The sequence below is a fragment of the Citrobacter sp. MGH110 genome (genome assembly GCF_001037515.1).
GTDB classification, from domain to species: domain Bacteria; phylum Pseudomonadota; class Gammaproteobacteria; order Enterobacterales; family Enterobacteriaceae; genus Citrobacter; species Citrobacter portucalensis.
In genome coordinates this window covers 1-23914 of the sequence record NZ_KQ089833.1, presented here as the reverse complement: position 1 = coordinate 23914, position 23914 = coordinate 1, and the positions used below count along the sequence as shown (strand labels likewise).

The following is a 23914-nucleotide window of genomic DNA, read 5'->3' as shown; positions in this document are numbered from 1 at the left end:
CTCATGACGAACCGTATCCAACGTTTAAAAACCGCTCTGTTTCAGAACAACCGTGAAATTTCGCTTGAACGTGCACTGTTATATACCGCCAGCCACCAGCAGACGGAGGGAGAGCCGGTTATTCTGCGTCGGGCGAAAGCCACCGCATATATTCTTGAGCACGTTGAGATTTCGATTCGTGATGAGGAACTGATTGCCGGAAACCGTACTGTTAAACCGCGTGCGGGCATTATGTCACCGGAAATGGATCCTTACTGGCTGCTTAAAGAGCTGGAGCAGTTTCCAACCCGTCCGCAGGACCGTTTTGACATCAGCGAAGAGGATAAACATCTCTATCGCGATGTGCTGTATCCGTACTGGGAAAAGCGGTCGATGAAAGATTTCATCAACGGTCAGATGACCGATGAGGTTAAAGCCGCCGTCAGCACCCAGATTTTTAGCATTAACCAGACTGACAAAGGTCAGGGACATATCATTATTGATTATCCACGCCTGTTGAATCATGGGCTTGGCGAACTGGTAGCGCAGATGCGAGCGCATTGTCTGCAGCAGCCGGAGAATCACTTTTATCAGGCTGCGCTGCTACTGCTTGAGGCTTCGCAAAAACATATTCTGCGTTACGCTATGTTGGCAGAGAAGATGGCGGAAAGCTGCCCGGATGCGCAGCGACGCCAGGAATTACTGACGATTGCTGAAAACTCTCGGCATAACGCCCAAAGCAAGCCGCAAACTTTCTGGCAGGCATGTCAGCTGTTCTGGTACATGAACATTATTTTGCAATATGAATCCAACGCCAGTTCTCTTTCACTCGGACGCTTCGACCAGTATATGCTGCCGTTTTATCAGGCCTCGCTGACGCAGGGGGAAGACCCGGCATTCTTACAAGAGATCCTCGAATCCCTGTGGGTGAAATGTAATGACATCGTACTGCTGCGATCCACCAGCAGCGCGCGCTATTTCGCTGGCTTCCCAACAGGCTACACCGCGCTACTGGGGGGATTGACGGAGAATGGTCGTAGTGCGGTAAATGTATTGTCTTTCCTCTGTCTTGATGCGTATCAGAACGTACAGCTACCACAACCAAACCTCGGTGTGCGCACGAATGCGTTGATCGATACACCGTTCCTGATGAAAACAGCACAGACTATCCGTCTTGGTACCGGCATCCCGCAAATCTTTAACGATGAAGTGGTGGTGCCCGCGTTTCTGAATCGCGGTGTTTCGCTGGAAGATGCGCGGGATTACGCGGTAGTAGGCTGTGTCGAGCTGTCTATTCCAGGCAGAACATACGGTTTGCACGATATCGCTATGTTTAATCTGCTGAAAGTGATGGAAATTTGTCTGCATGAGAACGAAGGCAACCGCACTCTGACGTACGACGATCTCCTGGCGCATATTCGTGCCAAAATCAGCCACTACATCACGTTGATGGTGGAGGGCAGTAATATCTGCGATATCGGTCACCGCGACTGGGCACCGGTGCCGCTGCTCTCCTCGTTTATTAGCGACTGTCTGGATAAAGGGTGCGATATTACCGACGGCGGCGCGCGTTATAACTTCTCCGGCGTACAGGGGATCGGTATTGCAAACCTGAGCGATTCGCTGCATGCACTCAATGGGCTGGTATTCGAACAACAGCGCTTATCTTTTGATGAACTTTTGTCGGTGCTAAAAGATAACTTTGCTACCCCGGAAGGCGAGAAAGTTCGCGCCAGGCTGATCAATCGCTTCGAAAAATACGGCAACGATATCGATGATGTAGATAACATCAGCGCCGAACTGCTACGTCATTACTGCAAAGAGGTAGAAAAATACCAGAATCCGCGCGGCGGGCAATTTACGCCGGGTTCGTATACCGTCTCTGCGCACGTGCCGCTGGGTTCGGTCGTTGGGGCAACACCGGATGGCCGCTTCGCCGGGGAGCAACTGGCAGATGGGGGGCTGTCGCCGATGCTGGGACAGGATATGCAAGGACCGACGGCGGTATTGAAGTCGGTCAGCAAGCTGGATAACACACTGCTTTCCAATGGGACGTTGCTGAACGTGAAGTTTACGCCAGCCACACTGGAAGGTGAGGCCGGTTTACGCAAGCTGGCGGATTTTCTGCGGGCATTTACCCAGCTCAAACTCCAGCATATCCAGTTTAACGTGGTGAATGCCGACACATTGCGCGAAGCGCAGCAGCGCCCGCAGGATTTCACCGGGCTGGTGGTGCGTGTGGCGGGTTACAGCGCCTTCTTTGTCGAGTTGTCGAAGGAGATCCAGGATGACATCATTCGCCGCACCGCGCATCAACTGTGAGGTAATTGACCCACGAGGCGAGGACGTCGCGCGTATATTCAACATTCAGCGTTACTCACTGAATGATGGGCAGGGTATTCGTACGGTCGTCTTTTTTAAAGGCTGTCCGCATACCTGCCCTTGGTGTGCTAACCCGGAATCACTCTCACCACGTATTGAAACGGTACGGCGGGAGAGTAAATGTCTGCACTGTACACCCTGTCTGCGTGATGCCGACGAGTGTCCCTCTGGGGCATTTGAACGTATTGGTCGTGATATCACGCTGGACGATCTGGAACGTGAAGTGATGAAAGATGATATTTTCTTTCGCTCTTCTGGTGGGGGGGTAACGCTTTCCGGCGGTGAAGTGCTGATGCAAGCGCCCTTTGCCACACGGTTCCTGCAACGTCTGCGGCGCTGGGATGTGCGCTGTGCAATTGAAACGGCTGGCGATGCGCCGGCCGGTCGCTTGTTATCGCTGGCAAAAGAGTGTGATGAGGTGTTGTTCGACCTCAAAATAATGGATGGAGATCTGGCTCGTGAGGTTATCAACATGAACCTACCGCGTGTACTGGCGAATTTACGGCTATTGGTGAAGGAAGGGGTTAATGTCATACCTCGCCTGCCGCTGATTCCGGGCTTTACGATGAATTCAGATAACACGCAGCATGTGTTGACGATGTTGTCATCACTAGGCATAAAACAGGTACACCTGCTACCGTTTCATCAATATGGCGAGCCCAAATACAGCCTGCTCGGTTTGCCCTGGTTGATGAAAGAAGTGCCCGTACCGACAGCGCAAGAGGTGGATATTATACGTAAGATGGCAGAATGCGCCGGATTTCAGGTAACAGTAGGAGGATAGTATGACCATCGCACCTGTACGATATCTGGTTGCTGTCACCGCGTGCGTAAGCGGCGTAGCCCATACCTATATGGCAGCTGAGCGGCTGGAGAAACTCTGCCAGCAGGAAAAATGGAGCATCAAGATCGAAACTCAAGGGGCATTGGGAACTGAAAATCGCCTGACGGAAGAGGATATTAACCGCGCTGATGTGGTGTTGCTCATTACTGATATTGAACTGGCAGGAGCGGAGCGTTTTACGCAGAGCCGATACGTTCAGTCGGGCATTAGCGCATTTCTGCGTGAGCCGCAGCGGGTGATGAGCGCCGTGCGAAAGCTGCTTTCAGCACCACAGCACACACATCTTACTCTGGATTAGCTTCTTTCTCCGTCAATTGGCTGTGGTACTGCCGACGGTATTCTGATGGTGAACGTTCGGTATTTTTGCGAAACAGGCGGCAGAAGTAGTTGCTGTCAACAAACCCACAAATGTGCGCCACCTCTTTAATCTTCAATTCGTAACCCTTCAACAGCGTTTTTGCGTGTTCTAGTCGCGTGTGGTTCAGGTATTCGTTAAAACCGATAGCGCCCGTTTTTTGAAAAAGGTGGGAAAGATAATTGGGTGAGATGTAGAACGCCTGCGCGACGGATTCTCGGGTGAGCGGTGAAGCGTAGCGTTCGTCAATATAGTTGCGAATGGCTTCGAAAAGCGCCTGGCTGCGTGATGCGGTTTGGATCTGGCTGCCGAGCAGATCGCGGCAGTGGCTCAGTAAGCTTGCAACGATTAGCCTGGCGGTTTGCTGCTCCTGCGGCTGCATCTGCATTTCATTGAGCGTTTGCAGCAGGAATGAGCCAATACGCGGTCCACGCCGCGCGACGTGCTGGCGGGTAAGGTTTTGATATTGCTTACCGTCCCACTGAACGATGCTAAAACCCAGTTGCTGTTTGCCAAATAAGATACTGAGTGTGGTCACCGGTGTGAGCCACTGTGGAAAGTTCCAGCCACCAGCCGGAACGAACAAGGCATCGCAAGGCTGTAACGTCGCGGATGCACCAGCAACACCGTTATCGGTGAATTCACCTTCCAGTACAATCTCCAGTCGGGGAAAATCGACCTGATACGCCAGTTCCGGCGTTGAGCTACTGGTGCTGGCAAAGTAAATCTGCCGCAGCGGTGTGGGGCCGTTGATCAGGCGAGAGAGCAGGTGGCTGATGTCGTGATACATGTTAATCCCTTGCAGGCAGCAGACAGGGAAACAGTAACGTTGAAAACAATCGCCCTCAAGTGATTATTGCCGGATGGCGGCTAATGCCTTATCCGGCCTACAAGTCTTTGCGAGCTGTAGGCCGGATAAGCGTAGCGCATCCGGCAGACTGTTACTGATTACCGATTTGATCGCCGTAAGGAAGGGTATCGTAATCAATCAGGGCATTCTTTTTGTACGGGTTGCCAATCCAGCGGGTCGTCTCTTTGAACTGCGGGCTGGTAATGGCACGAGTTGGATCGAAACCATCATAGGTGAAGCCCGCTAAATCAGACCAGGTGTGGATAAGCTCTGAGCTGCTGTATTTACGATTCACATCCTGTGAGAAGTCACGCGGGTGTGCAGCCTGCCATTTTTCCGAGGTCCACAGCAGGAACGGCACCGTATACATATGACGCGTTGGGTTGTCTTCATTACGACCCTGCGTTTTATGCGGCGGCGTATCGTATACCTCTTCCCCATGATCGGAGAAGTACAGCAGGAAGCCGTTCGGATCGGTCGCTTTATAGTCTTTGATCAGACTGGCAATGATATGGTCATTGTAGACATTCGCGCTGTCGTAATCGTTGTAAGCTTCCAGCTCATCGTTACTCAGGCCAGCGGGCACATTGTCGATATTATTGTCGAACTTACCCTGACCATCCGGGTATCGGAATTTGTACTTAATATGCGTACCCAGCAGGTGAACGATGATGAACTTTTTCGGTGCAGGGTCAGCCAGTACTTCTTTAAATGGCGCCAGCACGTTGCTGTCATATTCGCGCGCACTTTGGGTACGCTGCTGGTTCATATAGAACTGTTTATCCGTCTGCTTAGAGAACACCGTCAGCATGGTGTTGCGGGCGGTCATCGTCTGCTGATTGGTGATCCAGAAGGTTTTATAACCTGCCTGTTTCATCATGTTCATCAGGGACGGCTGAGTCAGATACAGATCTGGGTTCTTCTCGTTGGCAAAGGTCAGCGCCTGCTGCAGGATTTCAATGGTGTACGGACGTGAGGTCACGACATTATTGAACACGGTGAAGTTAGGATCGGATTTATGCAGCGCATCCAGTTCAGGCGTTGTTTCGCGTGGGTAACCGTACAGGCTCATGCGGCCACGTTGCGTTGACTCGCCAATCACCAGTACCAGCGTACGCGGCGCGTCACCTGAGCTGTCTTTAAAGTTGGCCAATGGCGGCAGGGCATTGTTCTCATTCAGCAGGCTGTTCAGCGCGGTTAACTGCTGACGATACTGATAATACCCGGAGATGAACTGCCACGGTGCGGCAGGCTCCATGCGTGAGGCGAGACCATCCAACGTTTTTTCAAACGGCTTATGTTTGATAAACGTGTTCACTGTCATCGGATGCAGAATCAATCCGTATAACAGTGCAAACGACACCAGATAGCGCCAGGGTGATGGAATATGCACAGGACGCAGACGTGTCCATAGCAGAATTGCCACAGCTGTATAGGCCAGCGCAATTAAGACAATCTTCAGGCTGAAATATTGGCTCAGATATTCGCTGGCTTCGTTCGCATTGGTTTCAAACATTACGTACAGAACGCTTTGCGAGAACTCTTGCCCGTAGATGACGTAATAGCTCAGAGCAGCCAGCGAGGCCGCCCATAACACCACGCCTATCACGGCAGCAATAATGCGGATACGGTTTGGAAATAAGAATACCGGAATCAACCACAGCGAGCTAAACAGCAAGGAGTCGCGTAAACCGGTAGATCCGCTGTAGCCGCTAAAATAGATAACGGCCTGCAGTAACGAAGAAAAGAACCAAAAATAGAGGAGCGCCCAACCCAGGGCTTTCCAGCTAAATACGGGTTTAGACTGGAGTTGTAAGGATTGCATAGTATGAGCCTGTCTTTAATTGTAGCGCCAAGATTAGCACCTAAACATTAAGAGGAACTGAAGCATCACGATCTTAGGATCGTGTTTTGCCGTTGTTATATTCACGTGGTGAATATGTTCGAGGGGAAATATATTGAAAATGAAGTGGTTGTAACAGTGGTTTTTGCTGTCGCCTTCGTACAATAGCACGAAGGCGACGGGGGGAGGGACGTTAGCCAGTATTACGCATACCAGCGGCGACACCAGCGATTGTGACCATCAATGCTTGTTCCACGCGTGGGTCCGGTGCATTGCCCTGTTCTTCTGCCTGGCGTGAGCGGTGTAACAGCTCTGCCTGTAAGACGTTCAGTGGGTCAGTATAAACATTCCTTAACTGAATGGACTCGGCAATCCACGGCAGGTCGGCCATCAAATGCGAGTCGTTGGCAATCGCCAGTACGACATCGATATCTGCTGCCAGGCGTTGGCGTAGCTCTGCACCCAGCGGCCACAGATCTTTTTTGACCAGGCGCTGATCGTAATACTCTGCCAGCCACAGGTCTGCTTTCGCGAAAACCATTTCCAGCATGCCAAGGCGTGTGGAGAAGAATGGCCAGTCGCGGCACATGGCTTCCAGTTCGCTTTGCTTGCCGTCTTCAACCACTTTTTGCAGCGCGGTACCTGCACCCAACCAGGCCGGGAGCATCAGGCGGTTCTGCGTCCAGGCGAAGATCCACGGAATGGCGCGCAGAGACTCTACCCCGCCGGTCGGACGGCGTTTTGCCGGACGTGAACCGAGCGGGAGTTTACCCAGTTCCTGCTCCGGTGTCGCTGAGCGGAAATAAGGGACGAAGTCTTTGTTTTCACGCACATATCCACGATAGAGCTCGCAGGAAATATCGGAAAGCTCATCCATGATATGACGCCAGCTATCTTTCGGTTCTGGCGGTGGTAACAGGTTGGCCTCCAGAATTGCTCCGGTATACAGCGACAGGCTGCTGATGGTCACTTCCGGCAGGCCGTACTTAAAGCGGATCATCTCCCCTTGTTCTGTCACGCGCAGACCGCCTTTCAGGCTGCCCGGCGGTTGAGAGAGTAGCGCCGCATGTGCAGGCGCGCCGCCGCGACCAATGGAACCACCGCGACCGTGGAACAGCGTCAGTTCGATACCGGCTTTTTCGCAGGTTTTGATTAGCGCGTCCTGAGCCTGGTATTGCGCCCAGGAGGCCGCCATCACGCCCGCGTCTTTTGCGGAATCAGAATAGCCAATCATGACCATCTGTTTGCCCTGAATAAAGCCGCGGTACCAGTCGATATTTAAAAGTTGAGACATGACGTCATCGGCATTGTTGAGGTCGTCCAGCGTTTCAAATAGCGGAGCGACCGGCATAGCAAAACCAATTCCGGCTTCTTTCAGCAGCAGATGCACGGCCAGCACATCCGACGGAGTTTTCGCCATCGAGATAACATAGGCGGCAATGGAGCCATATGGGGCTTCGGCAATGACCCGACAGGTGTCGAGCACTTCACGGGTGTCGTTGCTCGGTTCCCAGTTACGCGGCAGGAGCGGACGCTTGGAATTCAGTTCGCGGATCAGGAAAGCCTGTTTATCCGCTTCCGACCAGTTTTCGTAGTCGCCAATGCCCAGATAACGGGTCAGTTCGCCCAGGGCTTCAGTATGACGGGTGCTTTCCTGACGAATATCAATACGCACCAGCGGCACACCGAAACACTTCACGCGCCTAAGGGTGTCGAGCAATTCGCCATTGGCGATAATACCCATGCCACAGGCCTGCAGAGACTGGTAGCACGCGTATAGCGGGTCCCAAAGCTGTTCGTTTTGGGTGAGCAGTCCCGCAGGTTTCGGCAATTTCTCGCCTTTCAGACGGGCTTCAAGCCAGGCCTGAGTTGCCATCAGACGAGAACGCAAGGTTTTCATCAGATAGCGATAAGGTTCAGCTGCGCCTTCTTCGCCTACCAGCGCCATCAGCTCCGGCGTGGCATCCACCATTGAAAGCTCAGAAATCAGAAACTGGATGTCTTTCAGGAACAGATCTGTTGCTTTCCAGCGGCTGAGCAGCAGCACGTGACGGGTGATATCTGCCGTTACGTTCGGGTTACCATCACGGTCACCGCCCATCCAGGAAGTAAATCGAACCGGGACAAAATCAACCGGCAGCTTATAACCCAGATGCTCTTCCAGTTGTTCATTCAGCTCGCGCAGGTAGTTCGGTACACCTTCCCACAGGCTGTTTTCAACTACCGCGAAACCCCATTTGGCTTCATCAACCGGGCTTGGGCGCAGCTTGCGGATCTCATCCGTATGCCAGGACTGGGCAATGAGCTGACGCAGACGGCGCATCAGTTGGTTGCGTTCATAATCGACGAGGTCTTTGTTATCAAGCTGCTTGAGGCAGGCATTCACTTCACCCATTTTATGGATCAGCGTACGACGAGTGATCTCGGTCGGGTGGGCGGTGAGTACCAGCTCCAGAGAGAGTGATTCTACGGCTTTCTTGATGGTGGCGTCATTGAGGTTGGGCTGCTCTTTCAGTTTACGCAGAGTGCGAGCAATCACTTCCGGGTTGCTGGCTGCTTCGCCTTTTGGCGAAATGCTGTGGTATTGCTCGGCGGTGTTGGCCAGGTTCAGGAACTGGCTAAATGCGCGGGCAACCGGCAGCAGCTCGTCGTTAGACAGATTTTGCAGTGTGGTGAGCAATTCCTGGCGATTAACTTCATTGCCAGCGCGAGATGATTTGGACAGCTTACGAATTGTTTCTACGCGATCAAGAATGTTCTCTCCCAGCGCATCCTTGATGGTCTCTCCCAGCACTTTGCCGAGCATACTGACATTACTACGCAACGCGGAATATTGTTCGTTCATATTAACCCAGACACCCCATCTATTTTGAATATGTCCTGTATCTTTCACGCCTGACTATCACGCGAAATCTTGCGGACTTAACTTTTTAGCCGTCTTTTATAAAGCCACGTAAAACACGTGACGTCAATTGCTGCGAAATCGGTTCAGCAAACGAATAAATGCCGTGAATTTACGTTATTTAATTCACATCCAATCAAATAAGCGTTGCTTATGGAAATGTTAAAAAATCACCCCGCTTACCACTAAAGGATTAGCGGGGTGATAAGCAGTTAATGCCAGCAGAAATGATGCACAACCTGGGTGATTAATTCGCGAGTTGGCTTAATAAAGCGTGTTTCCAGATATTCATCCGGCTGATGCGCCTGATTAATAGAACCTGGACCCAATACCAGCGTCGGGCAAAGCGTCTGGATAAATGGCGCTTCGGTGCAGTAGTTCACCACTTCAGTCTGTGCGCCCAGCAGTTTCTCAACCACCTCTACCAGTTGATGGTCAGGTGGACACTCATAGCCTGGAATCGGTGGATGCAGTTCCGATATGGTCAGGCGACCCGGCCAGCGTTCGCTGACAGGGGCCAGCGCTTCGTTAAGTAACCCATTGAGATCGTTTAGCGTCATACCCGGTAGCGGGCGAATATCCATATGCAGTTCGCAGCAGGCGCAGATTCGGTTGGCGGCGTCGCCGCCGTGGATGTGGCCCAAATTTAACGTTGGATACGGAACGGTAAAGGCATCATGGTGATAGCGCGCTTTCAGGTCATCGCGCAGATGCATGATATGGCCGATGGCATCATGCATCAGTTCAATCGCATTAACGCCACGTGCCGGATCGCTTGAATGACCCGATTGTCCCAGAATGCGTATCGCATTAGAGATATGACCTTTGTGTGCGCGAACCGGTTGCAGTGAAGTGGGTTCGCCAATAATCGCGCAGTCTGGGCGCAGAGCAGTGGTTTCAGAAAAGTAGCGAGCTCCCGCCATGCTGGTCTCTTCGTCAGCAGTGGCCAGAATGTAGAGGGGCTTTTTCAGCTTCGTGACGTCGACATCACGCAACGCGTCGAGGATAAAGGCGAAGAAGCCTTTCATGTCCGCCGTACCCAAACCATAGAGCTTATTGTCATGCTCGGTCAGGGTGAACGGATCGCGCGTCCAGCGTCCGTCGTCAAAGGGTACGGTATCGGTATGGCCCGCCAACAACAGACCACCAGCGCCCTGTCCAATGCTCGCCAGCATATTGAATTTATTTCGCGTATCGGGAACCGGCTGGACCTCCACATTGAAGCCTAAATCTTTAAACCAGCCCGCCAACAGAGTGATTAAACCTGCATTGCTTTGATCGAGCGCTTCTTCGGTAGCGCTAATCGATGGCGTGGCAATCAGAGCGCGGTAAATCTCGATAAATGGCGGTAAATTGTTTTTCATTGTTGACACACCTCGGGTCATGATAGTATCAATATTCATGCAGTATTTGTGAATAAAAATACATTAACGTTGAGCGTAATAAAACCCACCAAGTGTAAGGTGAGGTGATAAAGGCTTATACCTGGCAACAGAATCTAAGAAGGTGAGCAGCCCCGATGTTGAATACGCTGATTGTGGGCGCCAGTGGCTATGCCGGCGCAGAGCTTGTGACCTATGTAAATCGCCATCCTGATATGACCATAACCGCTTTGACCGTCTCAGCGCAAAGCAATGATGCAGGAAAATTAATCTCCGATTTGCATCCGCAGTTGAAAGGCATTGTCGATTTACCGTTGCAGCCAATGTCAGATATCAGCGAGTTTAGCGCAGGGGTGGATGTTGTGTTCCTCGCAACGGCTCATGAGGTAAGTCATGACCTGGCTCCGCAGTTTTTGCAGGCCGGTTGCGTGGTGTTTGACCTCTCTGGCGCGTTTCGCGTAAATGACGGCGCGTTCTATGAAAAATATTATGGTTTTACCCATCAGCATCCCGATCTGCTGGAGCAGGCAGTTTACGGGCTGGCGGAATGGAACGAAGACCAGCTGAAAGAAGCGAATCTGATTGCTGTGCCGGGTTGTTACCCGACGGCGGCGCAGCTTTCGCTGAAACCACTGATTGATGCCGGGCTGTTGGATCTCAGCCAGTGGCCGGTAATTAATGCGACCAGCGGCGTGAGCGGCGCGGGCCGTAAAGCGGCTATCTCTAATAGTTTTTGCGAAGTAAGCCTGCAACCGTATGGCGTGTTTACCCATCGTCACCAGCCGGAAATCGCCACTCATTTGGGGGCTGAAGTGATTTTCACCCCACATCTGGGCAACTTCCCGCGCGGAATTCTGGAAACTATCACTTGCCGCCTTAAAGCGGGCGTAACTCATGCTCAGGTGGCTCAGACGCTGCAACAGGCGTATGGCGATAAACCGTTGGTGCGTCTGTATGACAAAGGGGTTCCAGCGTTGAAGAATGTGGTTGGATTACCATTCTGTGATATCGGGTTTGCTGTGCAGGGTGAGCATTTGATCGTTGTGGCGACGGAAGACAACTTATTGAAAGGCGCGGCGTCACAGGCGATGCAGTGCGCAAATATTCGTTTTGGCTTTGCCCAAACGCAGTCTCTTATTTAAGGGTGCAACAATGAATCCATTAATTATCAAGCTGGGCGGCGTTTTACTGGATAGTGAAGAGGCGCTGGAGCGCTTGTTTACCGCACTGGTGAATTATCGTGAGTCGCACCAGCGTCCGCTGGTCATTGTGCACGGTGGCGGCTGCGTGGTCGACGAGCTGATGAAGCAGCTGAATCTGCCGGTGAAAAAGAAAAATGGTCTGCGCGTCACGCCTGCCGATCAAATTGAAATTATTACCGGTGCCCTGGCGGGAACGGCGAATAAAACCTTGCTGGCCTGGGCGAAAAAGCATCACATCGCGTCTGTTGGTCTGTATCTTGGCGATGGCGACAGCGTAAAAGTGACGCCGCTCGATAAAGAACTGGGTCATGTTGGACTGGCGCAGCCGGGTTCGCCTAAGCTGATTAACACGCTGCTGGAAAGCGGTTTTCTGCCGGTAGTGAGCTCTATTGGTGTCACTGATGATGGTCTGCTGATGAACGTGAATGCCGATCAGGCTGCAACGGCGCTGGCGGCAACACTGGGTGCGGATCTGATCCTGCTCTCTGATGTGAGCGGTATTCTGGATGGCAAAGGCCAGCGCATTGCCGAAATGACCGCGGCGAAAGCGGAACAGCTGATTGAACAGGGCATTATTACCGATGGCATGATCGTGAAGGTGAATGCAGCGCTGGATGCCGCGCGTACGCTGGGCCGTCCGGTGGATATCGCCTCCTGGCGTCATGCAGAGCAACTTCCGGCGCTGTTTAACGGCACGCCAATTGGTACGCGTATTCTGGCTTAACTATTAATGTGCCGGATGGCGGCTTCGCCTTATCCGGTCTACGTGGGTTTTGTAGGCTCGGTAAGCGCAGCGCCACCGGGCAAAAATATCATATTAAGGAAATTCGTTATGGCACTTTGGGGTGGGCGTTTTACACAGGCAGCAGATCAGCGGTTCAAACAGTTCAACGACTCGTTGCGTTTTGACTACCGCCTGGCAGAACAGGATATTGTTGGCTCTGTGGCCTGGTCCAAAGCGTTGGTAACGGTAGGTGTACTGACTGCCGATGAACAGCTGCAGTTGGAAGAGGCGCTGAATAACCTGCTGGAAGAGGTTCGCGCGAATCCTCAGCAGATTTTGCAAAGCGATGCCGAAGATATTCACAGTTGGGTGGAAGGTAAGCTGATTGATAAAGTCGGCCAGCTTGGTAAAAAACTGCATACCGGGCGTAGCCGTAATGACCAGGTCGCGACCGATCTCAAGCTGTGGTGCAAAGATACGGTTATCGAATTACTGTCGGCCAATCGTCAGTTGCAAACTGCGCTGGTGGTGACGGCGGAGAATAACCAGGACGCCGTCATGCCGGGTTACACCCACCTGCAACGTGCGCAGCCGGTGACGTTTGCTCACTGGTGTCTGGCCTATGTTGAAATGTTGGCGCGTGACGAGAGCCGTTTGCAGGATGCGCTCAAACGCCTGGACGTCAGTCCGTTAGGCTGCGGCGCGCTGGCGGGTACGGCGTATGAAATCGATCGCGAGCAGTTGGCGGCTTGGTTGGGCTTTGCCTCGGCAACGCGCAACAGCCTGGACAGCGTTTCTGACCGTGACCACGTGCTGGAGTTACTCTCCGACGCCTCTATCGGCATGGTACACCTGTCGCGTTTTGCTGAAGATCTGATTTTCTTTAACACCGGCGAAGCGGGCTTTGTTGAACTCTCCGACCGTGTGACTTCCGGTTCATCTCTGATGCCGCAGAAGAAAAACCCGGATGCGCTGGAGCTGATCCGTGGCAAATGCGGTCGCGTGCAGGGTGCGCTGACCGGCATGATGATGACTTTAAAAGGCCTTCCACTGGCATACAACAAAGATATGCAGGAAGACAAAGAAGGGCTGTTCGACGCGCTCGACACCTGGCTGGACTGTCTGCATATGGCCGCGCTGGTGCTGGATGGAATCCAGGTGAAACGTCCGCGTTGCCAGGAAGCGGCGCAGCAGGGTTATGCTAACGCCACTGAGCTGGCGGATTATCTGGTGGCGAAAGGCGTCCCGTTCCGCGAAGCGCACCATATTGTGGGGGAAACGGTGGTCGAGGCGATTCGTCAGGGCAAACCGCTGGAAGCGCTGTCGCTTGCCGACTTACAAAAGTTCAGCCAGGTGATTGGCGATGACGTTTACCCGATCCTCTCGTTGCAATCGTGTCTGGATAAACGTGCAGCGAAAGGTGGCGTGTCGCCGCAGCAGGTTGCGCAGGCGATCGACTACGCGAAGGCACGCCTGTAGGTCGGATAAGGCGAAGCCGCCATCCGGCACTGTGCGCCGTTCTGCCTGATGGCGCTACGCTTATCAGGCCTACCAAACCATAACCCGGCCGAGCTTTGCGACGCCGGGCTTTTTTTATGCAAAAAAATGCGGACTCAAGGTCCGCAAAAGTTCACGTTGGCTTTAGTTATTTCGAGTATGAGAGAAACTCTCAAACGGACAGTAGCTTCAAGGGTTAAAGGGGTACCGTTCCGTTTCTGTGGTGCATTATTAAACAGAAAGCTTGATAGGGATAATCGTTCGTTGCTATGCTACCTATCGCTACGAACTATCGTGGCGATGGAGGATGAATAATGAATATTCGTGATCTTGAATACCTGGTGGCGCTAGCCGAACATCGTCACTTCCGACGAGCGGCAGACTCCTGTCACGTTAGCCAACCCACGCTGAGCGGGCAGATCCGCAAGCTGGAAGATGAGCTTGGCGTCATGTTGCTGGAGCGTACGAGTCGCAAGGTGCTGTTCACCCAGGCCGGTTTGCTGCTGGTGGATCAGGCGCGCACCGTGCTGCGCGAGGTCAAAGTGCTCAAGGAGATGGCAAGCCAACAAGGCGAGACAATGTCTGGCCCGCTGCATATTGGTTTGATCCCAACGGTGGGGCCATACCTGCTGCCGCATATTATTCCGATGTTGCACCAGACCTTCCCAAAACTGGAGATGTATCTCCATGAAGCGCAGACACATCAGCTGTTGGCGCAACTGGATAGCGGCAAGCTCGACTGCGTCATTCTGGCGCTGGTCAAAGAGAGTGAGGCGTTCATCGAAGTACCGTTATTTGATGAGCCTATGATGCTGGCGATCTATGAAGATCACCCATGGGCAAACCGTGACTGTGTACCGATGTCCGATCTGGCGGGTGAAAAACTGCTGATGCTGGAAGATGGCCACTGTCTGCGCGATCAGGCGATGGGTTTCTGCTTTGAAGCGGGTGCTGATGAAGATACCCATTTTCGGGCAACCAGTCTGGAAACGCTGCGTAACATGGTGGCGGCAGGCAGTGGTATTACCTTACTGCCTGCGCTGGCCGTTCCACCGGAGCGTAAGCGTGATGGTGTCGTTTATCTGCCATGCATTAAACCCGAACCGCGTCGTACGATTGGTCTGGTGTACCGTCCTGGTTCGCCGCTGCGCAGCCGTTATGAACAGCTGGCAGAGGCCATCCGTGGATCAATGGATGGCCATTTCGACAGTGCGTTAAAACAGGCGGTTTAAGCCATTTAGCGCCGCTACCCGATAGGCTTCTGCCATGGTTGGGTAGTTAAAGGTGGTGTTAACGAAGTACTCGATAGTGTTACCACCACCTTTTTGCTCCATTATCGCTTGTCCGATGTGAATAATTTCGGCCGCGCGCTCCCCAAAGCAGTGGATCCCCAAAATCTCTTTGGTTTCGCGATGGAACAGGATCTTCAGCGTTCCGACACTCATACCCACGATTTGCGCACGTGCCAGATGCTTAAACTGGGCGCGGCCAACTTCGTAGGGAACTTTCATTGCCGTGAGCTGCTGTTCTGTTTTACCAACGGAGCTGATTTCCGGAATGGTATAAATCCCGGTTGGGATATCTTCGATCAGATGCGCAGTGGCTTCGCCTTTTACTAATGCCTGGGCGGCAATGCGTCCCTGGTCGTAGGCCGCCGATGCCAGGCTCGGATAACCAATCACATCCCCTACGGCGTACACATGCGGCAGCGCCGTCTGGTACATACTATTCACTTTGAGCTGCCCGCGGCTGTCGGTTTTCAGACCAATGTTTTCCAGCGCCAGCGAATCGGTATTACCGGTACGGCCATTGGCGTACAGCAGGCAGTCGGCCTTCAGTTTCTTACCGGACTTCAGGTGCATGATGACCCCGTCATCGCAACCTTCAATCTTCTCATACTCTTCGTTGTGGCGAATGACCACACCGTTGTTCCAGAAGTGGTAAGAGAGCGAGTCGGACATCTCCTGATCGAGGAATGCCAGCAGACGATCGCGGGTGTTGATTAAATCAACTTTGACGTCCATTCCACGGAAGATCGACGCATATTCACAGCCAATGACCCCTGCGCCATAAATCAGCACATGACGGGGTTCGTGGTGCAGGCTCAGGATAGAGTCACTGTCGTAAACCCGGGGATGCGAAAAGTCGACATCAACAGGGCGATAAGGACGCGAACCGCAGGCAATAACAAACTTATCCGCAGTCAGCGTTTCCACCGTACCGTCGTGACATTCCAGGGCGATCGTGTGTTCATCAACAAAACGAGCATTTCCCTGCAAAATTTCGCAGTGGTTGCGCTCGTAAAATCCTTGCCGCATACGCGTTTGCTGATTAATAACGTTATCAGCGTGGTTGAGAATATCGGCGAAAGAAGAACGAAGGAGTCGGGAGTGGTCGCTGTACAGTGGGTTCTGATTGAATTCAATAATGCGGCTGACGGCGTGGCGGAGAGCTTTCGACGGGATGGTGCCCCAGTGGGTACAACCTCCGCCGACGTTATGATAGCGCTCAATTACCGCGACGCGCGCTCCTTGCTTAACCAGACCCATTGCCGCGCCTTCGCCGCCGGGACCGGAACCTATTACTATTGCATCGTAATCGTAAGAATGTGACATGGTCAGGCTTACCTGTTCTTATACATAAAAGCAACAGAATAGTAACATCGTTGTTGAGATAACCCAATTATCGTTGTGCTTTTTTGCGAAGTCGAAGCACAAACTGCGCGTAAACAATCATTCACAAAGCCATGCCAACCGCCTAATCTCTGGTATAGTGCCAGCAAGGTATGTGGAAGGATTCAGACATCGTGATGGGCGTTAGAGCGCAACAAAAAGAGAAAACCCGGCGTTCGCTGGTAGAAGCCGCATTTAGTCAACTCAGCGCTGAGCGTAGTTTTGCCAGCCTCAGTTTACGCGAAGTCGCTCGTGAAGCGGGCATTGCGCCAACCTCGTTTTATCGCCATTTCCGCGATGTGGATGAACTCGGCCTGACGATGGTGGACGAGAGCGGTCTGATGCTGCGTCAGTTGATGCGCCAGGCGCGCCAGCGTATCGCGAAGGGCGGGAGTGTGATCCGCACCTCGGTCTCAACATTTATGGAGTTCATCGGCAACAATCCCAACGCCTTCCGTTTATTATTGCGCGAGCGTTCGGGGACATCCGCAGCGTTTCGTGCAGCGGTCGCTCGTGAAATTCAGCACTTCATTGCGGAACTTGCGGACTATCTGGAACTCGAAAACCATATGCCTCGTGCGTTTACTGAAGCGCAAGCCGAAGCCATGGTAACCATTGTGTTCAGCGCCGGGGCAGAAGCACTGGATGTTGGCGCTGAACAGCGCCGACAGCTGGAAGAGCGGCTGGTATTGCAACTACGCATGATCGCGAAAGGCGCATTTTATTGGTACCGCCGTGAACAAGAGAAGATGACGCACCACTCCGAGTAACGAGAAGGACAAGCAATGAAACAGTCAGGTCAAGATAAAGGTACGCTGCTGCTGGCGCTGGTTGCTGGCTTATCGATCAATGGTACATTTGCGGCGCTGTTTAGCTCCATTGTGCCATTTTCAGTATTCCCGATCATTTCGCTGGTGCTGACGGTGTATTGTCTGCATCAACGCTATCAGAACCGCACCATGCCTGTGGGATTGCCGGGCCTGGCTGCCGCCTGCTTTATCCTCGGCGTTCTGTTGTACAGCACCGTGGTACGCGCTGAATATCCGGATATCGGCTCTAACTTCTTCCCGGCGGTACTGTCTGTGATTCTGGTGTTCTGGATCGGCTTTAAAGTCCGTAACCGTAAACAGGAAATTGCGGAGTAACAGTTGTAGCGGTAGGCCGGATAAGGCAAAGCCGCTATCCGGCAATCTGAACAGGTAGTGCTTATCCAGCCTACGTTCTGTCTTACTTCTTGGTTAACAGTACGCCGCACTCCATATGGTGCGTATACGGGAACTGATCGAATAGCGCCAGACGTGAAACATTGTGCGTCTGGCTTAACGTTTCCAGGTTTTTACACAGCGTCTCCGGATTGCAGGAGATGTACAGAATGCGCGGATACGCCTGCACCATTTTCTCCGTTTCGCTGTCCAGACCGCTGCGCGGTGGATCAACGAAGATAGTTTCACACTGGTAACTCTTCAGATCGATTCCCTGCAAACGGTTGAACTCGCGAACGCCGTTCATCGCCTGAGTAAACTCTTCGGCCGCCATGCGGATTATTTGTACGTTTTCAATCTGGTTAGCCGCAATGTTGTACTGTGCAGCAGTAACGGACGGCTTGGCGATTTCCGTTGCCAGTACGCGGTTGAAGTTTTGTGCCAGGGCTAACGAGAAATTGCCATTGCCGCAATACAGCTCCAGCAGATCGCCTTTTGAGCCCCTGGTAACATCAATCGCCCACTCCAGCATCTGAATATTCATGGCGGCGTTCGGCTGGGTGAAGCTGTTCTCAACCTGGCGATAGATAATCTCTTTACCCGCAACCGGTAGGCGTTCGTCAATGTAGTCCTGATCCAGCTCGATTTTGGTTTTGGTTGCCCGGCCAATCAGATGCACATTCAGGTTTTTCGCCCGTAGCGCATCCCGCAGCGCTTCAGCTTCCTGACGCCATTCATCATCCAGCTTTTTATGGTACAGCATCGATACCACCGCCTGACCGCTCAGGGTTGTGAGGTAATCAATCTGAAACAGTTTGTGACGCAGTACGTGGTTGTTGCGAACGCCTTCGATCATTGCCGTCATTAGCGTGTTGATAAGCTCACTGGCTGCCGGGAAGCTGTCGACACGGATACGGTTTTTGGTCTGGCTGTCGAACATGATGTGGTACAGATCATCACCGTCATGCCACAAACGGAATTCCGCGCGCATACGGTAGTGGCTGACCGGTGAGCGAAACACTTCCGGAGCCTGTGCATAAAATGGCGTCATTAAGCTCTGCAGACGCACCACTTTTTCAGTTAACTGTGCGTCGTACTGTTCTGTCGGAAGGTGTTCGGGGGTCATGATGCGTCCTGAAAAATAAAAGTACGCGGGGATTGTAGGGATTGCTCATCAGATGTCCAGTCATTGATGATTTCCGATATTGTGATACGCAGTCTGGACAGTGGGTTGTAACAAACTGTAGCATCCGTTTTCCGGTCCTGTGAGTTAAAAGGGAATCCAGTGTGAATCTGGAGCTGACGCGCAGCGGTAAGGAAGGTAGGGGATGAGCGCACCTGGTGCAGACACTGCGGCATGCCGTGGGAAGTTATCGTCTCTTTAAGTTGCCTCCAAGCCCGAAGACCTGCCGGCTAACGTCGCATCTGGCTTTCATCATCGCGTACTATCGGTGGGACCTGCGGCATCCTTCTTATATTGTGGATGCTTTACAATGATTAAAAAATCGTTGCTGTGCACGGCACTTTCCGTCACGGCATTTTCTGGTTGGGCACAGGATACTAGCCCAGATACTCTCGTCGTTACTGCCAACCGTTTTCAGCAGCCTGTTAATACTGTCCTTGCCCCCACTGATGTGGTGACGCGTGAAGATATTCAGCGCTGGCAGTCAAAAGATCTCAATGATGTCATGCGCCGATTGCCGGGCGTAGATATTTCGCAAAGCGGCGGTATGGGGAAAAGCTCCTCGCTGTATGTTCGCGGTACTGAGTCCCGGCATGTCCTGGTATTGATTGATGGCGTGCCGATGGCGCGTGCAGGCATCGGTAATGCGATTGATATTGGTCAGATTCCGGTATCGTTGGTGCAACGTGTTGAATATATTCGCGGGCCGCGTTCAGCTGTGTACGGATCTGGTGCGATCGGTGGTGTGATGAACATCATTACGATGAGTAATGAAGAGAAATCACAGATCAACGCAGGTATGGGGACTGATGGTTATCAGACCTACGACGGCACGATAAATAAACGATTTGGTGACACGATGGTGACGGCGGCTGGCGCTTACCAGACGACCAAAGGTTTTAACATTCAACCTGATTCCCCTTACAGCGGTGACAGCGATCGCGATGGTTATCGCAACAAACTGTTCTGGGGCGGCTTGCAGCACAAGTTTAACGATAACTTCTCCGGTTTCTTCCGTGGTTACGGCTACACGGCGAATAGCGATTACGATCAGGGCTCTTATGGCTATGCTGGCGGTAATGACGAAGCTCAGAATTACACTCAGTCCTGGGATTCCGGCCTTCGTTACAGCTCAGGTATCTATTCCGCCCAACTGATTGCTAACTACCAGCATCTCAAAGATTACAACTATAGCAATCAACTCGGTCGTTATGCGGGGGATGCTACGCTGGATAATATGGAACAGCGCTATATTCAGTGGGGAAATAACGTTGAGGTTGGGCATGGAGCGATTAGCGGTGGTGTCGACTGGAAACAAGAAAAGCTGACTTCCAGTAGTACCACGAAATCGGACGCTTATAAACGTGATACGACCGGACTTTATCTAACTGGGCAACAACAAATTGATAGCGTCACGCTGGAAGCCTCAGGCCGTGAAGATCATGATGAACAATTCGGCTGGCATGGCACCTGGCAGACTGCTGCAGGCTGGGAGTTTGTTGATGGCTACCGTGCAACGCTCTCTTATGGCACAGGTTTCCTGGCTCCTTCACTTGGTCAGCAATACGGGGCTACGCGTTTTGCCTCTTCCTATGGGCCGGGTATTGCAGCCAACCCGAATTTGAAACCGGAAGAATCTAAACAGTGGGAAGCAGGGATTGATGGATTGACAGGGCCGCTTGATTGGCGTCTTTCTGCATATCATTATGAAATTCAAAACCTGATCGATTACAAGAATAACCAGTACGTCAACGTTAAGTCAGCCACGATTAAAGGGCTGGAATGGACTGGGAATGTTACGACTGGCCCGGTAGATCATCACCTGACGCTACAGTATGTTGACCCGCGGGATGATGATACGAATAAGGTACTCTATCGCCGAGCAAAACAGCAGGTTAAGTATGAGTTAACTGGGCAGGTTCAGGACTTGGGGTGGAACGTTGCTTATCAATATATAGGTGAACGTTACGATAATGATTACGACAATAATCGTGATGTTAAATTAGGCGGCGTCAGCTTGTGGGATATCGGAGTGTCATATCCAATCACCTCACAGCTGACAGTTCGTGGTAAAATCGCCAACCTGTTCGATAAAGATTACGAGACAGTTTATGGCTACGCAACTGCAGGACGGGAATACACCTTGTCTGGCAGCTACACCTTCTGATCCCCGTCCCACCGTGCTGGTATTTGATTCCGGCGTCGGTGGGTTGTCGGTCTATGACGAGATCCGGCGCCTTCTGCCGGATCTCCACTATATCTACGCTTTCGACAACGTCGCCTTTCCTTATGGAGAGAAGAGCGAGGAGTTTATCGTCGAGCGTGTTGTTGAGATAGTGACTGCGGTCCAGCAGCGCTATCCCCTCTCTCTTGCGGTCATCGCGTGTAATACAGCAAGCACGGTGTCGCTCCCTGCGTTACGTGAGAAATTTGCTTTCCCGGTTGTGGGCGTGGTGCCTGCGATTAAACCGGCAGCGCGACTCACGGCGAACGGTGTTGTGGGGCTACTGGCTACACGTGCAACAGTGAAGCGGTCGTATACCCATGAGCTGATTGCGCGATTCGCTAACGAATGCCAAATTGCAATGTTGGGTTCTGCTGAGCTGGTGGAACTTGCGGAAGCGAAGCTGCACGGTGAAACAGTTTCTCTGGAAGAGCTGCGGCGTATTCTGCGTCCGTGGCTGCGGATGTCTGAACCACCTGACACAGTAGTGCTCGGTTGCACTCATTTCCCTCTATTACAGGAAGAGCTTTTACAGGTCCTTCCCGAGGGGACGAGACTGGTGGATTCTGGTGCCGCGATAGCGCGCCGCACGGCCTGGTTGTTAGAGCATGAAGCACCAGATGCGAAATCAACCGATGAGAACGTTGCATTTTGTATGGCAATGACGACAGAAGCTGAACAATTATTGCCTGTGCTACAGCGCTATGGCTTTAAAACGCTCGAAAAACTGTCAGTTTAGGTGGTTTTGATGAAAAAATACGCACTCGGAAGATTATTTTAAATTTCCCCTTGTCAGCCTGAAATAACTCCCTATAATGCGCCTCCACTGACACGGAACAACGGATTACAAGCCGCCGGGTCAGCGGGGTTCCACTGAGAATCTCGTAGAGAAAAGCAAAAATAAATGCTTGACTCTGAATGAGGAAAACGTAATATACGGGACCTCGCGACAGAGCGCTAAAGCGCGTCGCAACTGCTCTTTAACAATTTATCAGACAATCTGTGTGGGCACTCGAAGATACGGATTCTTAACGTCGCAAGACGAAAAATGAATACCAAGTCTCAACGAGTGAACACGTAATTCATTACGAAGTTTAATTCATTGAGCATCAAACTTTTAAATTGAAGAGTTTGATCATGGCTCAGATTGAACGCTGGCGGCAGGCCTAACACATGCAAGTCGAACGGTAGCACAGAGGAGCTTGCTCCTTGGGTGACGAGTGGCGGACGGGTGAGTAATGTCTGGGAAACTGCCCGATGGAGGGGGATAACTACTGGAAACGGTAGCTAATACCGCATAACGTCGCAAGACCAAAGAGGGGGACCTTCGGGCCTCTTGCCATCGGATGTGCCCAGATGGGATTAGCTAGTAGGTGGGGTAACGGCTCACCTAGGCGACGATCCCTAGCTGGTCTGAGAGGATGACCAGCCACACTGGAACTGAGACACGGTCCAGACTCCTACGGGAGGCAGCAGTGGGGAATATTGCACAATGGGCGCAAGCCTGATGCAGCCATGCCGCGTGTATGAAGAAGGCCTTCGGGTTGTAAAGTACTTTCAGCGAGGAGGAAGGTGTTGTGGTTAATAACCGCAGCAATTGACGTTACTCGCAGAAGAAGCACCGGCTAACTCCGTGCCAGCAGCCGCGGTAATACGGAGGGTGCAAGCGTTAATCGGAATTACTGGGCGTAAAGCGCACGCAGGCGGTCTGTCAAGTCGGATGTGAAATCCCCGGGCTCAACCTGGGAACTGCATCCGAAACTGGCAGGCTAGAGTCTTGTAGAGGGGGGTAGAATTCCAGGTGTAGCGGTGAAATGCGTAGAGATCTGGAGGAATACCGGTGGCGAAGGCGGCCCCCTGGACAAAGACTGACGCTCAGGTGCGAAAGCGTGGGGAGCAAACAGGATTAGATACCCTGGTAGTCCACGCCGTAAACGATGTCGACTTGGAGGTTGTGCCCTTGAGGCGTGGCTTCCGGAGCTAACGCGTTAAGTCGACCGCCTGGGGAGTACGGCCGCAAGGTTAAAACTCAAATGAATTGACGGGGGCCCGCACAAGCGGTGGAGCATGTGGTTTAATTCGATGCAACGCGAAGAACCTTACCTACTCTTGACATCCAGAGAACTTAGCAGAGATGCTTTGGTGCCTTCGGGAACTCTGAGACAGGTGCTGCATGGCTGTCGTCAGCTCGTGTTGTGAAATGTTGGGTTAAGTCCCGCAACGAGCGCAACCCTTATCCTTTGTTGCCAGCGATTCGGTCGGGAACTCAAAGGAGACTGCCAGTGATAAACTGGAGGAAGGTGGGGATGACGTCAAGTCATCATGGCCCTTACGAGTAGGGCTACACACGTGCTACAATGGCATATACAAAGAGAAGCGACCTCGCGAGAGCAAGCGGACCTCATAAAGTATGTCGTAGTCCGGATTGGAGTCTGCAACTCGACTCCATGAAGTCGGAATCGCTAGTAATCGTGGATCAGAATGCCACGGTGAATACGTTCCCGGGCCTTGTACACACCGCCCGTCACACCATGGGAGTGGGTTGCAAAAGAAGTAGGTAGCTTAACCTTCGGGAGGGCGCTTACCACTTTGTGATTCATGACTGGGGTGAAGTCGTAACAAGGTAACCGTAGGGGAACCTGCGGTTGGATCACCTCCTTACCTTAAAGAACC

The 23914-nt window shown here is 52.4% G+C and carries 17 protein-coding genes, 1 rRNA gene and 1 riboswitch; of the genes, 12 read left to right on the top strand and 6 right to left on the bottom strand.

The window, feature by feature from the left end; genetic code table 11:
- The first annotated feature begins 3 nt into the window (after window positions 1-3).
- The 3 genes from SK38_RS22175 to SK38_RS22165 are packed head-to-tail and all read left to right on the top strand — an operon-like array spanning window position 4 to window position 3503.
- Window positions 4-2301, top strand: a complete 2298-nt coding sequence (locus SK38_RS22175) for a formate C-acetyltransferase (protein ID WP_048237074.1) — start codon at window positions 4-6, stop codon at window positions 2299-2301.
- Window positions 2267-3145, top strand: coding sequence for a [formate-C-acetyltransferase]-activating enzyme (locus SK38_RS22170; RefSeq protein WP_008787051.1), 879 nt, complete (start codon window positions 2267-2269; stop codon window positions 3143-3145). The genes SK38_RS22175 and SK38_RS22170 overlap by 35 nt, the downstream gene beginning before the upstream one ends.
- A gap of 1 nt (window position 3146) precedes the next feature.
- Entirely contained in the window at window positions 3147-3503 is a 357-nt protein-coding gene (locus SK38_RS22165) for a PTS fructose-like transporter subunit IIB (RefSeq protein ID WP_008787052.1), read from the top strand.
- On the opposite strand, the gene SK38_RS22160 is transcribed toward SK38_RS22165, so the two are convergent.
- From SK38_RS22160 to argE, 4 genes are all read right to left on the bottom strand, one after another.
- Window positions 3490-4350 carry a helix-turn-helix transcriptional regulator gene (locus SK38_RS22160; RefSeq protein WP_008787053.1) on the bottom strand — a complete coding sequence of 287 codons (861 nt, stop codon included), beginning with the start codon at window positions 4348-4350 and terminating at the stop codon, window positions 3490-3492. The two genes, SK38_RS22165 and SK38_RS22160, sit on opposite strands and share 14 nt — an antisense overlap.
- A gap of 151 nt (window positions 4351-4501) precedes the next feature.
- Window positions 4502-6235 (bottom strand): phosphoethanolamine transferase CptA, encoded by a 1734-nt coding sequence (locus SK38_RS22155; RefSeq protein WP_048237073.1) that lies wholly within the window; start codon window positions 6233-6235, stop codon window positions 4502-4504.
- A 211-nt stretch (window positions 6236-6446) separates the two neighbouring features.
- On the bottom strand, window positions 6447-9098 hold the full coding sequence (gene ppc / locus SK38_RS22150; protein ID WP_048237072.1) for a phosphoenolpyruvate carboxylase: 2652 nt from the start codon (window positions 9096-9098) through the stop codon (window positions 6447-6449).
- 269 nt (window positions 9099-9367) lie between these two features.
- The gene (argE, locus tag SK38_RS22145; protein ID WP_003825137.1) at window positions 9368-10519 is read right to left on the bottom strand and encodes an acetylornithine deacetylase; all 1152 of its coding nucleotides are present in this window, start codon (window positions 10517-10519) and stop codon (window positions 9368-9370) included.
- A gap of 155 nt (window positions 10520-10674) precedes the next feature.
- Here argE and argC point away from each other — a divergent pair, with 155 nt between their 5' ends.
- The 4 genes from argC (at window position 10675) to oxyR (ending at window position 15192) form a co-directional block, all read left to right on the top strand.
- A complete protein-coding gene (argC, locus tag SK38_RS22140; protein WP_008787057.1) occupies window positions 10675-11679 on the top strand; it encodes an N-acetyl-gamma-glutamyl-phosphate reductase in 1005 nt (334 codons plus the stop codon).
- A gap of 10 nt (window positions 11680-11689) precedes the next feature.
- The gene (argB, locus tag SK38_RS22135; protein WP_048237071.1) at window positions 11690-12463 is read left to right on the top strand and encodes an acetylglutamate kinase; all 774 of its coding nucleotides are present in this window, start codon (window positions 11690-11692) and stop codon (window positions 12461-12463) included.
- A gap of 108 nt (window positions 12464-12571) precedes the next feature.
- On the top strand, window positions 12572-13942 hold the full coding sequence (gene argH, locus SK38_RS22130) for an argininosuccinate lyase (RefSeq protein ID WP_048237070.1): 1371 nt from the start codon (window positions 12572-12574) through the stop codon (window positions 13940-13942).
- Window positions 13943-14274: 332 nt separating this feature from the next.
- Window positions 14275-15192 carry a DNA-binding transcriptional regulator OxyR gene (gene oxyR / locus SK38_RS22125; RefSeq protein ID WP_008787060.1) on the top strand — a complete coding sequence of 306 codons (918 nt, stop codon included), beginning with the start codon at window positions 14275-14277 and terminating at the stop codon, window positions 15190-15192.
- On the opposite strand, the gene sthA is transcribed toward oxyR, so the two are convergent.
- Window positions 15175-16575: a Si-specific NAD(P)(+) transhydrogenase gene (sthA, locus tag SK38_RS22120; protein ID WP_048237069.1), complete on the bottom strand. Its 1401-nt coding sequence runs from the start codon at window positions 16573-16575 to the stop codon at window positions 15175-15177. The genes oxyR and sthA overlap by 18 nt on opposite strands.
- 191 nt (window positions 16576-16766) lie before the next feature.
- Here sthA and fabR point away from each other — a divergent pair, with 191 nt between their 5' ends.
- Both fabR and SK38_RS22110 read left to right on the top strand, forming a co-directional pair.
- The gene (fabR, locus tag SK38_RS22115) at window positions 16767-17402 is read left to right on the top strand and encodes an HTH-type transcriptional repressor FabR (RefSeq protein WP_003028862.1); all 636 of its coding nucleotides are present in this window, start codon (window positions 16767-16769) and stop codon (window positions 17400-17402) included.
- A 15-nt stretch (window positions 17403-17417) separates the two neighbouring features.
- Window positions 17418-17777 carry a YijD family membrane protein gene (locus SK38_RS22110; RefSeq protein WP_003825114.1) on the top strand — a complete coding sequence of 120 codons (360 nt, stop codon included), beginning with the start codon at window positions 17418-17420 and terminating at the stop codon, window positions 17775-17777.
- Window positions 17778-17859: 82 nt separating this feature from the next.
- On the opposite strand, the gene trmA is transcribed toward SK38_RS22110, so the two are convergent.
- On the bottom strand, window positions 17860-18960 hold the full coding sequence (gene trmA, locus SK38_RS22105; protein WP_048237068.1) for a tRNA (uridine(54)-C5)-methyltransferase TrmA: 1101 nt from the start codon (window positions 18958-18960) through the stop codon (window positions 17860-17862).
- Between the two features lie 115 nt (window positions 18961-19075).
- A riboswitch (cobalamin riboswitch) is annotated at window positions 19076-19262 on the top strand.
- 65 nt (window positions 19263-19327) lie between these two features.
- Here trmA and btuB point away from each other — a divergent pair.
- The 3 genes from btuB (at window position 19328) to SK38_RS22090 (ending at window position 23902) form a co-directional block, all read left to right on the top strand.
- Window positions 19328-21184, top strand: coding sequence for a TonB-dependent vitamin B12 receptor BtuB (btuB, locus tag SK38_RS22100; RefSeq protein ID WP_032945649.1), 1857 nt, complete (start codon window positions 19328-19330; stop codon window positions 21182-21184).
- The gene (gene murI / locus SK38_RS22095; RefSeq protein ID WP_003847829.1) at window positions 21129-21980 is read left to right on the top strand and encodes a glutamate racemase; all 852 of its coding nucleotides are present in this window, start codon (window positions 21129-21131) and stop codon (window positions 21978-21980) included. Before btuB ends, murI begins: the two co-directional genes overlap by 56 nt.
- A 380-nt stretch (window positions 21981-22360) precedes the next feature.
- A 16S ribosomal RNA gene (locus tag SK38_RS22090) occupies window positions 22361-23902 on the top strand.
- Window positions 23903-23914: the final 12 nt, after the last annotated feature.

Excerpts from the sequence above, each read along its gene's own strand:
- SK38_RS22175 (WP_048237074.1), top strand. The coding sequence starts at position 4 with ATGACGAACCGTATCCAACGTTTAAAAACCGCTCTGTTTCAGAACAAC.
- SK38_RS22170 (WP_008787051.1), top strand. The coding sequence starts at position 2,267 with ATGACATCATTCGCCGCACCGCGCATCAACTGTGAGGTAATTGACCCA.
- SK38_RS22165 (WP_008787052.1), top strand. The coding sequence starts at position 3,147 with ATGACCATCGCACCTGTACGATATCTGGTTGCTGTCACCGCGTGCGTA.
- SK38_RS22160 (WP_008787053.1), bottom strand. The coding sequence starts at position 4,350 with ATGTATCACGACATCAGCCACCTGCTCTCTCGCCTGATCAACGGCCCC.
- SK38_RS22155 (WP_048237073.1), bottom strand. The coding sequence starts at position 6,235 with ATGCAATCCTTACAACTCCAGTCTAAACCCGTATTTAGCTGGAAAGCC.
- ppc (WP_048237072.1), bottom strand. The coding sequence starts at position 9,098 with ATGAACGAACAATATTCCGCGTTGCGTAGTAATGTCAGTATGCTCGGC.
- argE (WP_003825137.1), bottom strand. The coding sequence starts at position 10,519 with ATGAAAAACAATTTACCGCCATTTATCGAGATTTACCGCGCTCTGATT.
- argC (WP_008787057.1), top strand. The coding sequence starts at position 10,675 with ATGTTGAATACGCTGATTGTGGGCGCCAGTGGCTATGCCGGCGCAGAG.
- argB (WP_048237071.1), top strand. The coding sequence starts at position 11,690 with ATGAATCCATTAATTATCAAGCTGGGCGGCGTTTTACTGGATAGTGAA.
- argH (WP_048237070.1), top strand. The coding sequence starts at position 12,572 with ATGGCACTTTGGGGTGGGCGTTTTACACAGGCAGCAGATCAGCGGTTC.
- oxyR (WP_008787060.1), top strand. The coding sequence starts at position 14,275 with ATGAATATTCGTGATCTTGAATACCTGGTGGCGCTAGCCGAACATCGT.
- sthA (WP_048237069.1), bottom strand. The coding sequence starts at position 16,575 with ATGTCACATTCTTACGATTACGATGCAATAGTAATAGGTTCCGGTCCC.
- SK38_RS22110 (WP_003825114.1), top strand. The coding sequence starts at position 17,418 with ATGAAACAGTCAGGTCAAGATAAAGGTACGCTGCTGCTGGCGCTGGTT.
- trmA (WP_048237068.1), bottom strand. The coding sequence starts at position 18,960 with ATGACCCCCGAACACCTTCCGACAGAACAGTACGACGCACAGTTAACT.
- btuB (WP_032945649.1), top strand. The coding sequence starts at position 19,328 with ATGATTAAAAAATCGTTGCTGTGCACGGCACTTTCCGTCACGGCATTT.
- murI (WP_003847829.1), top strand. The coding sequence starts at position 21,129 with ATGGCTACGCAACTGCAGGACGGGAATACACCTTGTCTGGCAGCTACA.